This window comes from Azospirillum thiophilum (assembly GCF_001305595.1).
Taxonomy (GTDB): domain Bacteria; phylum Pseudomonadota; class Alphaproteobacteria; order Azospirillales; family Azospirillaceae; genus Azospirillum; species Azospirillum thiophilum.
The window spans coordinates 141,113-154,621 of the sequence record NZ_CP012405.1 but is presented as its reverse complement, the minus strand read 5'-3'; the positions used below and the strand labels follow the sequence as shown (position 1 = coordinate 154,621).

Below are 13,509 nucleotides of genomic sequence, written 5' to 3'. Positions count from 1 at the left end.
GCCGGAAACGAAAGGGAATTCACACGCGCAGATATCATCCTGGAGGAGGTGGACGGCGCTTCCAACAGCGCAACAGACTCTATATGGGAATTTTCACAACGGATTAAAGGGGCGCCCAGGCGAATTTTCCTGGCACCGTATTTCAAGCTTCCAAATTTGGCTTCGACACCGCGAACTCTGCAACAGATAGAACGGTGGGGCGGCCGTTTCAAGCCCGCCCCGCTTCGTTCATGTCGGCCGGCACGACATAAAGGGATATCCGTGCGGTGGGACCAGCGGTGCACGGAACAAGGTCAGGGCAAGTCCATCGGTGCCGTGATCCGGTCCAGAGGAGACCGAGGCCTCCAGCATTGCGGTTCACAGTGCCGCTGCCATGCCGTGCCACGGCCGCACCGGCGCGAAACCACCTCACTGGACGGGCGTACTCCTCCTCGCTGTCGCGTCAGCACTGGCAAGCAAGAGTGTGAACGGTCCTGGTCCGGCGCAGCAAGCCGGTTCCCATCTCCAGCGAGTCAGAATTTCCCGCTCTGGCATCAGTCGCCGCGGTCGCCCAGCAGCATCCGCATGCGCGCGAGTTCGGGGGCGTTGCGCGCCTCCATCTTCTCCAGCACGCGGGCGCGGTGGGTCTCCACCGTGCGGATGCCGATGGCGAGCCGGTGGGCGATGGTCTTGTTGGGAAGCCCCTGGGCGACCAGATCCATCACTTCCAGCTCTCGGGGGCTGAGCAGGGTCAGGCGACTGCGGATCTCGGCGGTCTCGACATCGGCGCGGCGGGCCGCGAGGTCGCGGCCGAAGGCCTCCTGCACCCGTTCGATCAGCAAATCCTCGTCGAAGGGCTTCTGCAGGAAATCCACCGCCCCGGCCCGGAAGGCCCGCACGGCGGCTGTGACGTCGCCATGGCCGGTGATGACGATCACCGGGAGGGTCAGCCCGCGCCGGATCATCTCCTGCTGGAGGTCGAGACCGTCCATGCCCGGCATGCGGATGTCGAGGATGGCGCAGCCCGGCTGCACGGGCGACGCCGCCGCCAGGAACTCGGCGGCCGAGCCGCAGCAGCGGACCGCCAGCCCGGCAAGCTCCAGATGGAGGGCCAGGGCGTCGCGGACGGCCTCGTCGTCGTCCACCACGAAAGCGACCGGGGCGACCGGCGCGGCGGGGGTATCGGTCGTCATGCGGATCCTCCTTCGGCGTCCGTACCACGCCCGGGCATCCCATGTTCTGGCATCCCATGCACAGGAATGGTGAAGCAGAATGTCGTTCCCCCACCCCCACCGCGCTGCACGGACAGCGTGCCGCCGTGGGTCTCGACGATGGTGCGGACGATGGACAACCCGAGCCCCATGCCGGTCGGCTTGGTGGTGACGAAGGGGGCGAACAGGTTCCGCTCGACCACCTCGGCCAGCCCGGGACCGGTGTCGCGCACGCCGATGGCGACGAATCCAGGCTCGGGCGCGGCACGCGCGAAGACCACGATGCGGCGCCCGGCCGGATCGGCATCGGCCATCGCCTCCGCCATCGCCTCGGCGGCGTTGCGCACCAGATTGAGGATCGCCTGCTGCAGCTGGACCGCATCGCCGCCGATGGCGGGCAGCGCCGGAGCGACCTCGGCGGCGATCTCGACCGAATGCCGGCTGGCGAGCGGACCGGCCAGCGTCAGGCAGTCGGCGACCAGGGTGGCGACCGACAGCGGCGTCCGGTCGCGCGCGCCCTTCCGCACGAAGTCGCGCAGGCTGCGGATGACCCGGTCGGCCCGCTCGGCCTGGCTGACCGTCTTGTCGAGGATCTCCGTCAGGCGCGGCGAGGCATCCTCGATCCGCGCGATCTTGCGGGCGGCGCGGGCGTAGCTCATCGCCGCCGCCAGCGGCTGGTTCAGCTCATGGGCCAGCGCCGCCGCCATCTCCCCCGCCTCGATCAGGCGGGAGGCGTGGGCGAGGTCGGACTGGCGCACCCGCAGCCACGCCTCCACCCGGCGGCGCTCGGTGACCACGGCGCCCAGCAGCAGGATGGTGACGGCGAGCGTCAGCATCAGGAGCTGGAAATGCGCCATGCGCGCCGTGTCGACGCCGGCCGCCTGGATGGCGGCGATCAGGCCGGCCTGCGTGGCGGCCGAGGCCAGCACCGCCCCCGCCAGACCGTGCCGGACGGCGATCCCGATGGCGGGCAGGAAGAGCAGATAGAAGTAGTCGTACTCGGCCGAGGCCAGCGGGCCGAAATCCAGCCACAGGGCGAGGCCGATCAGCGCCCCCTGCGCCCCCACTTCGGCGGCGCCGGTCCAGGACCAGCGCACCGCCGGCATCCGCAGGCCGAGCAGCACCATCGGCGTCAGGACGGCGATGCCGATGATCTCGCCGGTCCAATAGCGCAGCAGCATCTCGGGGAAGCGCACCCAGTCGAACAGCCCGGCCGCGGTGTGGATGGCGACATAGCCCAGCCCGACGGCCAGGGCCGCGAAGGCGCCGCCGGCCAGCAGCAGGACGATGTCGCGCAGCCGGGCAAGGCCGGGATCGAGCCCCGGAACCGGCCCCCGGCGCAGCAGGCGGCCGGCCAGCCCGTAGCCGCAGGCGACGACGCCGTTCGCCAGGACCGTGGTCCACAGGGCGACCGGCAGGTCGCGGACGACGATGTCGGCGACGAGCAGCCCAAGCCAGACCAGCGGCACCGCGCGGAGGCCGAGCAGGACCGACAAGCCCATCATCAGCCCGGCCGGCGGGTTCCACGGCGTGAGGTTGATCGGCGCGACCGTATGGATGAAGCTGATCCAGTCGAGGGATACATGCGCGGCGAGATAGGCCGGAACGAACATCCACCGGCGGCTGACGGTCTGTGGCATGGACGGATCGTAGCGCCGGCCGGTCCCGGACGCATCAGGGGAAATACGCAGCCCCGTATTACTACGGATCGGCCATGGCGTCACCTGCTCCACCTTCCCCGCCCGGCTTTCAGGGTCCGTATTACCCGGCATGGACAGCGGGCCTCCCGTCTTCAGATCATTGGCGGGGATCACCGACGGGGCGAACCCAGGCAGGGACAAGGGACGGGAAAGGGGAAATGGCGAGCCTTCGACGCATTCTGCTGGCGACCGACCTTCAACCGAAATCGGATCGCGCCCTGGAACGCGCCGTGCAGCTCGCCATGCGGTTCGGGGCCGAGCTGACGGCGCTGCATGTCGTCGACGGCAGCGGTGCCGCGGGCGGTCCCTACGGCCACCTGCCGCTGCACCATGTCGAGGCGGAGCTGCACCGCCACATCCTCGCCGTGCCCGGCGGGGCCGGAATCCGCGCCCATGCCGTCGCGGTGCGCGGCGAGGCGGTCGAACACCGCGTCGCCGGCTTTGCCGGCCTGTGGCGGCCCGACCTGCTGGTGGTCGGACTGCACCAGCGCGACCGGGTGGCCGACCTGTTCCTGTCCTCCACCGTCGAACGGATCGCCGTCGCCGACGGCACGCCGATGCTGATCGTGCGCGACAAGCCGCTGCAACCCTATCTTCGCGCGCTGGTGCCGGTGGATTTCTCCGACCGGTCGCGGCTGTCGCTGGCCGGCTTGCGGATGCTGGTGCCGAAGGGCGACATCCATCTCCTGCATGTCCTCGACCTGCCCGCCGCCGCCGTCCGGGCCGGGGTGGAGCTGGACCCGGCGGACTTCGCCGGCGACTTCGGCGAACTGCTCGCCGGGACGGGCGGCGCGGATCCCGCCGTTGCCGGACCGGCCGTCGAGACGATCCTACGCGCCGGCCCGCCCGGCCTGCGGATCGTCGAGCTGGCGCGGGAGGGGCGTTACGATCTGGTCGCCATGGGCTCGGCCCGGCGCAGCGGCCTCTCCCGCGCCCTGCTGGGCAGCACGGCGTCGGAGGTGATCGACATCCTGCCCTGCGACGTGCTGATCGGCGGAACACCGTCCGGACTCGATCCGTTCCGTTGTCCGGGAAAGTAGCAATGGCCAGCGGAAACCTCCTGTACCATCGTGAGCGCTCCGGCGCCCCGAACGGCGGGGACGGCGGCCGGTATCCGGTGCCGGCATTGATCATTGGCCACAATGGAGACGGGCATGGCCATTTCTGAGTTCTTCTCCGCGGCCGACGTCATCCTCGACGCCGGCCCGGGCAACAAGGCGACCCTGCTCGACCTGCTGGCGTCGGAGGCGGCCGCTCGCAACGGCCAGTCCAGGCAGGAGATCCTGGACGCGCTCCGGGCACGCGAACAGATCGGTTCCACGGCGCTGGGCAAGGGCGTGGCGCTTCCCCACACGGAGCTCCAAGCCGTGAACACGCCGCTGGTGCTGTTCGCCCGGCTGCAGCGCCCCATCGATTTCGACGCCCGGGACGACGAACCGGTCGATCTCGTCTTCCTGGCCCTGTGGCCGGCATCGAACCGCAAGGGGCTGTTGTCCGCCATGTCGGAGATCTGCCGGGCGCTGCGCGACCCGCAGGCCCCCCGCAAGCTGCGCGCCGCCAAGACGGCCGAGGATGCGGTCCAGATCCTGCTCCAGGCGGTGGCCTCCGAAACCGGACCGTGCGACGGCCCGCTCTAGACGGCTCCCCGATGGACGGCCGCCCTTTGGACGGCCCCGCCCGGCAAAACCGGGATGCCCGGCCCGGACGTTCGGCCCAGAAAATCAACCGTAGGACTTCATGCCCGACGCCCTCCTGCTCCTGACCGCCGTTGGTCTCCCGTTCGCCGGCGCGATCGTCGCCGGGTTGCTGCCGACGCATGCGCGCAACGCGGCGGCCTGGCTGGCCGGCGGCATCGCCGTCATCGGGCTGGCGATGGTCTGGGCCGCCTACCCGACAGTGTCGGCGGGCGGCGTGGTCCGCCACAGCGTCGCCTGGATGCCGTCGCTGGGCCTGGATTTCGCGTTGCGGATGGACGGCTTCGCCTGGCTGTTCGCCGGGCTGGTGTCGGGGGTCGGAACGCTGGTGGTGGTCTATGCGCGCTATTACATGGCGGCGGAAGACCCAGTGCCGCGCTTCTTCGCCTTCCTGCTCGCCTTCATGGGGTCGATGACCGGGGTCGTGCTTTCCGGCAACCTGATCCAGCTCGCCTTCTTCTGGGAGCTGACCAGCCTCTTCTCCTTCCTGCTGATCGGCTACTGGCACCACACCGCGGCGGCGCGCGACGGCGCCCGCATGGCCCTGACCGTCACGGCGACGGGCGGACTCTGCCTGTTCGCCGGCATGCTGGTGCTGGGGCACATCGCCGGCAGCTACGACCTCGACGTCGTGCTGGCATCGGGCGACCTGATCCGGGCGCATCCGCTCTACCTGCCGGCGCTGGTGCTGATCCTGCTGGGCGCCCTGACCAAGAGCGCGCAGTTCCCGTTCCATTTCTGGCTGCCGCACGCGATGGCGGCGCCGACCCCGGTCTCCGCCTACCTGCATTCGGCGACGCTGGTGAAGGCCGGCGTCTTCCTGATGGCGCGGCTCTGGCCGGTGCTGGCGGGGACCGAGGCGTGGTTCTGGATCGTCGGCTCGGCCGGGCTCGCCACCCTGTTGCTCGGCGCCTACATCGCCATCTTCCAGCACGACCTGAAGGGACTGCTGGCCTATTCGACCATCAGCCATCTCGGGCTGATCACCCTGCTGCTCGGGCTGAACAGCGAGCTGGCGATGGTCGCGGCGATCTTCCACATCATCAACCACGCGACCTTCAAGGCCTCGCTGTTCATGGCCGCCGGCATCATCGACCACGAGACCGGCACCCGCGACATCCGGCGCCTGTCGGGCCTCAACCGCTTCATGCCCTTCACCGCCAGGCTCGCCCTGGTCGCCGCCGCGGCGATGGCCGGCGTGCCGCTGCTCAACGGCTTCCTGTCGAAGGAGATGTTCTTCGCCGAGGCGCTGTCGGCCAAGGGTCCGCTGCCGGTCTTCTTCGACATCCTGCCGATCGCCGCGACGGTGGCGAGCGCCTTCAGCGTCGCCTATTCGTTGCGCTTCATCCATGGCGCCTTCTTCGGGCCGGACCCGGTCGACCTGCCGCACAAGCCGCACGAGCCGCCGGCCTGGATGCGCTTCCCGGTCGAGATCCTGGTGCTGGCCTGCATCATCATCGGCGTCCTGCCGGCGGCCACCGTCGGCCCCTTCCTGGACATGGCGGCCCGGGCCGCCCTGGGGACGGCGCCGCCGGAATACAGCCTCGCGGTGTGGCATGGAGTTAACCGCCCGCTGGTGATGAGCATGACCGCGCTCGCCGCCGGGGTCGCCCTCTACCTGCTGCTCCAGCGCCATCTGGTCAAGGGGATCGAGGGGCCGCCGCTGATCCGCAGCTTCGAAGGCCGCCGCATGTTCGAGCGCACCATGGTCTTCCTGTCCTGGCGCCTCGCCCGCACGGCCGAGGGGCTGCTCGGCACCCGCCGGCTGCAGCCGCAACTGCGGCTGGTGGTGTGCGCGGCGGTGCTGGCGGCCGGCTGGGCGGTGTGGCTGCGCGGGCTGGGGCCGGGCAACCTCGTCCCCTCCGGCATCGACCCGGTGCTGGCGATGGTCTGGGTGCTGGGCGCCGCCTGCGCGCTGGGTGCCGCCTGGCAGGCCAAGTTCCACCGGCTGGCGGCGCTGATCCTGCTCGGCGCCACCGGGCTGGTCGTCTGCGTGACCTTCGTCTGGTTCTCCGCGCCCGACCTCGCGCTGACCCAGCTGCTGGTCGAGGTCGTCACCACCATCCTGCTGCTGCTGGGCCTGCGCTGGCTTCCCAAGCGGCTGGACATCCCCGGCACCCGCGGGTCGGAGGCGGTCACGCTGGGCCGCCGCCTGCGCGACCTCGGCATCTCGATCGCCGCCGGGGCCGGCATGGCCGGGCTTGCCTTCGGGGTGATGACGCGCTTCCCGCCCGAACTACTGGCGCAGCATTTCCTGGAGCTGGCCTACAGCGAGGGCGGCGGCACCAATGTCGTGAACGTGATCCTGGTGGATTTCCGCGGCTTCGACACGATGGGCGAGATCGCCGTGCTGGGCGCGGTGGCGCTGACCGCCTATGCGCTGCTGCGCCGCTTCCGCCCGGCGACCGACAGCGTCGACGTGACCGAACAGCAGCGCGACCAGAGCGCCTTCGACGCCTCCCGGCCCGACCGCAAGGACGGCGACACGGTGGCCGACTGGCTGTTCATCCCGTCGCTGATCGCGCGGCTGCTGTTCCCGGTGATCCTGATGGTGGCGCTGTTCCTGCTGCTGCGCGGCCACGACCTTCCGGGCGGCGGCTTCGCCGCCGGGCTGACCGTGGCGATCGCCATGATCCTGCAATACATGTTCGGCGGCACCCAATGGGTTGAGACGCGGCTGCGCGTGCTGCCGATGCGCTGGATGGGGATCGGGCTGCTGCTGGCCGCCGGCACCGGGCTGGGCGCCTGGCTGTTCGGCCGCCCGTTCCTGACCAGCTATTTCGCCTATGCGGAGCTGCCGGTGCTGGGCAAGTTCCCGGTCGCGAGCGCCCTGCTGTTCGACATCGGCGTGTTCGCGCTGGTGGTCGGCGCCACGATCCTGATCCTGATCGCGCTTGCCCGCCAGTCGGTCCGCGGCCACCGCGCCGCCGCTCCCCGCCCGGCCGAGATGCCGGCCATCCCCGATCCGGTGCCGACCGCCGTAGGAGACGATTGATGGAACTGATTCTCTCGCTCGGAATCGGCGTGCTGACGGGATCCGGCGTCTGGCTGCTGCTGCGGCCCCGCACCTTCCAGGTGATCGTCGGCCTCTCGCTGCTGTCCTACGCCGTCAACCTGTTCATCTTCTCGACCGGCGGACTGCGCACCGGCGCCGCGCCGGTCCTGGAGGGCGGCCGGGCCGGCAACCTCGCAATGTATGCCGACCCGGTGCCGCAGGCGCTGGTGCTGACCGCCATCGTCATCGGCTTCGCCACCACGGCGCTGTTCCTCGTCCTGCTGCTGGCCGCCCGCGGCCTGACCGGGACCGACCATGTCGACGGCAAGGAGAAGCAGCGGTGAGCGGCTGGATGGACCATCTGACGATCGCGCCCATCGTCCTGCCGTTGCTGGCGGGCGCGGTGATGATGCTGATCGACGAGCGGCGGCGCACGCTGAAGGCGGCGCTCGGCATGGCGTCGGCGGTGACGCTGCTCGGGCTCGCGGTGGTGGCGCTGACGGTCGCCGACGCCGGCCCGGCCGAGGTCAGGGTCTACCGGCTGGGCGACTGGCCGGCAAATTTCGGCATCGTGCTGGTGCTGGACCGCTTCGCCGCGCTGATGCTGGTGCTGACCGGCATCCTGGGGGTGGCGGCCCTGCTGTTCGCGCTGCCGCGCTGGCAGGGGGCGGGGGCGCATTTCCATTCGCTGTTCCAGTTCCAGCTGATGGGGCTGAACGGCGCCTTCCTGACCGGCGACCTGTTCAACCTGTTCGTCTTCTTCGAGATCATGCTCGCCGCCTCCTACGGGCTGGCGCTGCACGGCTCGGGCCTCGCCCGCGTGCGCGCCGGGCTGCACTACATCGCCATCAACCTGTCGGCGTCCCTGCTGTTCCTGATCGGCGTCAGCATGATCTACGGCATCTCCGGTACCCTCAACATGGCCGATCTGGCCGGGCGGGTCGCCGGGGTGGCCGCCGAGGACCGGGCGCTGCTGGAGGCGGGGGCGGCGATCCTCGGCCTCGCCTTCCTGATCAAGGCGGGGATGTGGCCGCTGGGCTTCTGGCTGCCCAACACCTATTCCACCGTCGGCGCCGCGTCGGCCGCCATCGTCTCGATCCTCAGCAAGGTCGGCATCTACGCCGTGCTGCGGCTGTGGCTGCTGGTGTTCGGCGATGCCGCCGGGGCGTCGGCCGGCTTCGGCGGCACCCTGCTGCTGGTCGGCGGGCTGCTGACCATCGGTTTCGGCTCCATCGCCGTGCTGGCGACGCAGAGCCTGCCACGGCTGGCTGGGGCGAGCGTCCTGGTGTCGTCGGGCACGCTGCTGGCCGCCGTCGGGGCGGGACAGGCGGCGGTGACAGGCGGCGCCCTGTTCTACCTGACCAGCTCGGTCCTGGCGATCGCCGGCTTCTTCCTGCTGATCGAGTTGGTGGAGCGCGGCCGCGGCGTCGGCGCCGACGTGCTGGCGGTAACCCGCGAGGCGTTCGGCGAAGGCGACGACGAGGACACCGACGACGGCGAGGTCGGCGTCGCCATCCCGGCGACGATGGCGATCCTCGGCATGGGCTTCATGGCCAGCGCGCTGCTGCTGGCGGGCCTGCCGCCGCTGTCCGGCTTCCTCGGCAAGTTCGCCATCCTATCGCCCCTGCTGGCGACCGGACAGGACGTCCCGGTCACCACCTGGGTGCTGCTGGCGGCGCTGGTGCTGTCCGGGCTGGCGACGGTCGTGGCGATGACGCGCGCCGGCATCGACGCCTTCTGGGCCTCGCCGGCCGGCGAGGTGCCGCGCGTGCGGGTGGCCGAGATCGCGCCGGTCATGCTGCTGCTCGCCCTCGGCGTCGCGCTCACCATCCAGGCCGGCCCGGCGATGCGCTACATGACCGACACAGCGAATGCGCTGCATGCGCCGCGCGACTATGTCGGGGCCGTTCTGTCCACATCCAGGGCGCCGGGAACGGCGGGAGGTGTCCGATGAGGCGGTGGCTGGCCTATCCGATGGTGACGGCGACCCTGCTGGGCGTCTGGCTGCTGCTGAACGAGAGCGTGGCTCCCGGTACGATCATCCTGGGCGGCGTGCTGTCGCTGGGCACGGCGATGACGCTGGGCACGCTCGAGCTGCCGGGTGGCCGGTTCCGGCGGCCGCAGGCGGCGGTGTCGCTGCTGGTGGTGGTGCTGGCCGACATCGTGCGCTCGAACATCGCGGTCACCAAAATCATCCTGCGGCCGGGCCAGGGCGGGCGGGTCTCGGGATTCGTGCGCATCCCGCTCGACCTCAGGGCGCCCTACGGGCTGGCGACACTGGCCTGCATCATCACCGCCACTCCCGGCACGGTGTGGGTCGCCTATGACCGGACCCGCAACACCATCCTGCTGCACATCCTCGACCTCGTCGACGAGCGGGTGTGGATCGACACCATCAAGGGCAGGTACGAAAAACGGCTGATGGAGCTGTTCGAATGATCGTGAAGCTGCTGGTCTGGACGATCCTGCTGACCCAGATCCTGCTGGTGCTCGCCATGGCCTTCTCGGCGGTGCGCGTGCTGCGCGGCCCGCGCGCGCAGGACCGGGTGCTGGGGCTGGACACCCTCTATGTCACGGCGACCATGCTGCTGCTGACCTTCGGCATCCGCACCGGCAGCCTGCTGTATTTCGAGGCGGCGCTGATCATCGCGCTGCTCGGTTTCGTCTCGACGGCGGCGCTGGCGAAGTTCCTCATGCGTGGAGAAGTGATCGAATGACCCATCTGGCCGAAATCCCGGCATGGGCCGCGGTCCTGACCGCCCTGCTGCTGCTGACCGGCGCAGTCCTGACCTTGATCGGAACGGTCGGGCTGCTGCGGTTCGACAGCTTCTACCAGCGGGTCCACGCCCCGACCTTGGGCTCGACGCTGGGCATCGGCTGCGTCCTGCTCGCCTCGATGCTGTTCTTCTCGGTCCTGGAGACGCGGGCGATCCTGCACGAGGTGCTGATCACCGCCCTGATGGTCGTCACCACGCCCATCACCCTGATGCTGCTGGCGCGGGCCGCGCTCTACCGCGACCGCACCGAGGGCAGCGACGAGGTGCCGCCGCCGCCCTCCGATTGACCCGAAGCGGGGGCCGTCTCAGCAGGCCCGGCCGTCCTGCACCAGCGCCCCCAGGCGCCGCAGCCCCGGCTCGATCCGGTGCGTCGCGATCGAGGTGAAGCCGAGACGGAAGTGGCGCCGCCCCTCGGTCGGGTCGAGGAAGAAGATGTCGCCGGCCTCGATCAGAACGCCCTGCCCGCGCGCGGCGCGGACGAGATCGCGGCTGTCGAGGCCGGGCGGTCCCTCGATCCAGAAGCTCTTGGCACCGAAATCGCGGCGGAACCGGCAGCCGGGCAGCAGCTCCGGCAGCAGGTCGGCGATCAGCCCGGCCCGCTCCTGCAGGACGGTGGCGGTGCGGCGGAGATGCTGGCGGTAATGGCCGAGCTGGATGAAGGTGGCGAGGCTGCGCTGGTTGTTGGTCGGCGGGTGGCGCAGCATCAGGCGGCGCAGGACTCGCAGCTCGTCGATCACCGGCTTGGGCGCCACGACGTAGCCGATGCGCAGGCCGGGCGCCAGGATCTTGGAGAAGCTGCCGGTGTAGATCACGCAATCCGCCCGGTCGAGGCTCTTCAGGCAGGGCAGATCGGCGTCGCCCTCCACCGACAGGTCGGATTCGTAATCGTCCTCGACCAGCACGACGCCGTGGCGGGACGCGGCCTCCAGCAGCTCACGCCGCCGGCCGATCGGCATGACGGCGGTGGTCGGGCACTGGTGGCCGACCGTCACGAAGGCGACCCGCCGGCCGGCGAACACCGCATCCGGCACCACGCCATGACGGTCGCAGGTCAGCGCCCGCATGTCCGCCGTCGCCATGCCGACCATATGGCGCATGTCGGGATAGCCGGGATTCTCGATGCCGACAGGGGTGTCCCGGCCGACCAGCAGCTGGACCAGCATCGACAGCGCATGCTGCGAGCCGATGGTGACGATGATCTCCCCCGGACCGGCGAAGATGCCACGCCGGGGCAGGACCTTGTGGCGCAGCTGCTCCAGCAGGTCGGGATCGTCGTCGTCGATCATGTCGCGCGCCCAGCGGGTGATCTCCTGCACGCTGGAGGCGGCCTTCACGCTCTCCCGCCACGGGTTGGTCGGGAACAGGCTGGGGTCGAACTGCCCGAACAGGAAGGGATAAGGATAGTCCATCCAGTCGCGCGGCTTGGTGATCTGCGGCATCAGCGACGGCCGGATGGCGAAGCGCGCCGCCCAGCCGCAAGCCTTGTCCTCCCTGGCCTTTTCCGCCGGTCTGTCCTGGGCCGACGCCACAAAGACGCCGCTGCGCTCGCGCGAGACGAGGAAGCCGTCGTCGATCAGCAGCTGATAGGCCGCGTTGACGGTGTTGCGTGAGATGCCCAGCGCCTCGGAAAGGCTGCGGCTGGACGGCACCCGCGTGTCGGGGACCAGCATGCCGGTCTCGATGGCCTCGGCGATGATGCCGCGGACGCGCAGGCTGAGCCCCTGGTGGTCGCGCTCCATGCCGCCGAAGAGGAGCCGCCAGGCGGTGTCGATCTGCATGGAGCCAGCCGTCCTTCCTTCCGGGCTTCCTGCCCGAGTATGCGGAAGCAAGAAGGGTGCCGGCCGGAGCAGGGCTGGATCCGGGCCGGATCCGGGCCGCCGTCCCGGCTGCGGCGTCCATCCGACGGGCTTTTGCCCAATCGGATGGCACATGGCGCAGGATATGGCAGCGGATTGGGCGCCGGAATGGCGCAGGACCAGCCGGCTCCGCAAAGCGGGAGGATCTGGACCTTTCGGCAGGGGGATCGCTTGGGTCCTAATGGGCGCATCGGAACGAACGGCCTCGACGGAGCCCCCCGCCATGACCTTCAGCAAAAGCTTGCTCGCCACCGCTTTCATCGCTTTCGGCGCGCTGATCGGGGCATCCGCCCCGGCCATGGCCGCGGAGAAGACCGTCACCTTCGCCTATCAGGACATGATGACCCCGATCCGCGTGCTGATGGAAAGCGGGGAGTTGGAGAAGAAGACCGGCTACACGGTGAAGTGGGTCAAGTTCGGCGGTGGCGGCGACGTCATCCGCGCCATGTCGTCGGGCAACGTGGATGTGGGCGAGGCCGGTTCCTCCCCCATCGCCGCCGCCGCGTCGCAGGGGCTGCCGATCTCGCTGTTCTGGATCCTCGACGACATCGCCAACGCCGAGCAGCTGGTCGTGCGCAACGGCAGCGGCATCAAGTCCATCGCCGACCTGAAGGGCAAGACGGTCGCCGTGCCCTTCGTCTCGACCTCGCACTACCAGCTGATGTACGCGCTGCAGGAGGCCGGGCTGTCGGGCAAGGACGTCAAGCTGCTGAACATGCGCCCGCCGGAGATCGCCGCCGCCTGGGAACGCGGCGACATCGACGCGACCTTCATCTGGGCGCCGGTGCTGACCGCCGCCAAGAAGAACGGCACCGTCATCGCCAGCGCCGGCGATTTCGCCAAGAAGGGCAAGGCGACCTTCGACGGCATCGTCGCGACCAAGGCCTTCATGGCCGCCAACCCGGACTTCATGACCGGCTTCGTCAAGCTGCTGGCCGCCGCCGACGCCGACTATGCCAAGACCGGCACCTCCTGGACCGCGGCCTCGCCGCAGGTGGCCGCCGTCGCCAAATGGACCGGCGCCGCCCCGGCCGACGTGCCGGAGGGGCTGGCCGCCTACCGCTTCCCGACGCTGGAGGAGCAGGCGTCCAAGGAGTGGCTGGGCGGCGGCGCCGCCGAGGCGCTGAAGTCGACCGCCGAGTTCCTGAAGAGCCAGGGCCGCGTCACCGAACTGGCCCCCGACTACAGCCAGTTCGTGACCGCCGACGTGGTCAAGGCGGCGGCCAAGTAAAGGCGGTCAGGTAAAGGGGCCGCCCCTTCAGGCCCATCCTTCGGATCCTCTCACATCGGGAAGCCC

Annotated in this window: 12 protein-coding genes; 9 read left to right on the top strand and 3 right to left on the bottom strand. The window is 70.0% G+C overall.

The window, feature by feature from the left end; all coding sequences use genetic code 11:
• Positions 1–533: 533 nt before the first annotated feature.
• Both AL072_RS26755 and AL072_RS26750 read right to left on the bottom strand, forming a co-directional pair.
• Positions 534–1,172 (bottom strand): response regulator transcription factor, encoded by a 639-nt coding sequence (locus tag AL072_RS26755; RefSeq protein WP_045585828.1) that lies wholly within the window; start codon positions 1,170–1,172, stop codon positions 534–536.
• Entirely contained in the window at positions 1,169–2,830 is a 1,662-nt protein-coding gene (locus AL072_RS26750; protein ID WP_245637043.1) for an ATP-binding protein, read from the bottom strand. The genes AL072_RS26755 and AL072_RS26750 overlap by 4 nt, the downstream gene beginning before the upstream one ends.
• A 218-nt stretch (positions 2,831–3,048) precedes the next feature.
• Here AL072_RS26750 and AL072_RS26745 point away from each other — a divergent pair, with 218 nt between their 5' ends.
• The 8 genes from AL072_RS26745 to mnhG all read left to right on the top strand — a co-directional run bounded on the left by AL072_RS26745 (position 3,049) and on the right by mnhG (position 10,643).
• Positions 3,049–3,930: a universal stress protein gene (locus AL072_RS26745; protein WP_045585827.1), complete on the top strand. Its 882-nt coding sequence runs from the start codon at positions 3,049–3,051 to the stop codon at positions 3,928–3,930.
• 114 nt (positions 3,931–4,044) lie between these two features.
• A complete protein-coding gene (locus AL072_RS26740) occupies positions 4,045–4,527 on the top strand; it encodes a PTS sugar transporter subunit IIA (protein WP_045585826.1) in 483 nt (160 codons plus the stop codon).
• A gap of 100 nt (positions 4,528–4,627) precedes the next feature.
• Entirely contained in the window at positions 4,628–7,579 is a 2,952-nt protein-coding gene (locus AL072_RS26735; RefSeq protein ID WP_045585825.1) for a monovalent cation/H+ antiporter subunit A, read from the top strand.
• Positions 7,579–7,923 carry a Na+/H+ antiporter subunit C gene (locus AL072_RS26730; RefSeq protein WP_045585824.1) on the top strand — a complete coding sequence of 115 codons (345 nt, stop codon included), beginning with the start codon at positions 7,579–7,581 and terminating at the stop codon, positions 7,921–7,923. The genes AL072_RS26735 and AL072_RS26730 overlap by 1 nt, the downstream gene beginning before the upstream one ends.
• Positions 7,920–9,533, top strand: coding sequence for a monovalent cation/H+ antiporter subunit D (locus tag AL072_RS26725; protein ID WP_245637042.1), 1,614 nt, complete (start codon positions 7,920–7,922; stop codon positions 9,531–9,533). Before AL072_RS26730 ends, AL072_RS26725 begins: the two co-directional genes overlap by 4 nt.
• Positions 9,530–10,018, top strand: a complete 489-nt coding sequence (locus AL072_RS26720) for a Na+/H+ antiporter subunit E (RefSeq protein ID WP_045585823.1) — start codon at positions 9,530–9,532, stop codon at positions 10,016–10,018. Before AL072_RS26725 ends, AL072_RS26720 begins: the two co-directional genes overlap by 4 nt.
• Positions 10,015–10,296, top strand: coding sequence for a K+/H+ antiporter subunit F (locus AL072_RS26715; RefSeq protein ID WP_045585822.1), 282 nt, complete (start codon positions 10,015–10,017; stop codon positions 10,294–10,296). The genes AL072_RS26720 and AL072_RS26715 overlap by 4 nt, the downstream gene beginning before the upstream one ends.
• Positions 10,293–10,643: a monovalent cation/H(+) antiporter subunit G gene (gene mnhG, locus AL072_RS26710; protein WP_045585821.1), complete on the top strand. Its 351-nt coding sequence runs from the start codon at positions 10,293–10,295 to the stop codon at positions 10,641–10,643. The genes AL072_RS26715 and mnhG overlap by 4 nt, the downstream gene beginning before the upstream one ends.
• An 18-nt stretch (positions 10,644–10,661) precedes the next feature.
• On the opposite strand, the gene pdxR is transcribed toward mnhG, so the two are convergent.
• A complete protein-coding gene (gene pdxR / locus AL072_RS26705; RefSeq protein ID WP_045585820.1) occupies positions 10,662–12,134 on the bottom strand; it encodes a MocR-like pyridoxine biosynthesis transcription factor PdxR in 1,473 nt (490 codons plus the stop codon).
• Between the two features lie 301 nt (positions 12,135–12,435).
• Here pdxR and tauA point away from each other — a divergent pair, with 301 nt between their 5' ends.
• Positions 12,436–13,443 carry a taurine ABC transporter substrate-binding protein gene (tauA, locus tag AL072_RS26700; RefSeq protein WP_045585819.1) on the top strand — a complete coding sequence of 336 codons (1,008 nt, stop codon included), beginning with the start codon at positions 12,436–12,438 and terminating at the stop codon, positions 13,441–13,443.
• Positions 13,444–13,509 lie beyond the last annotated feature (66 nt).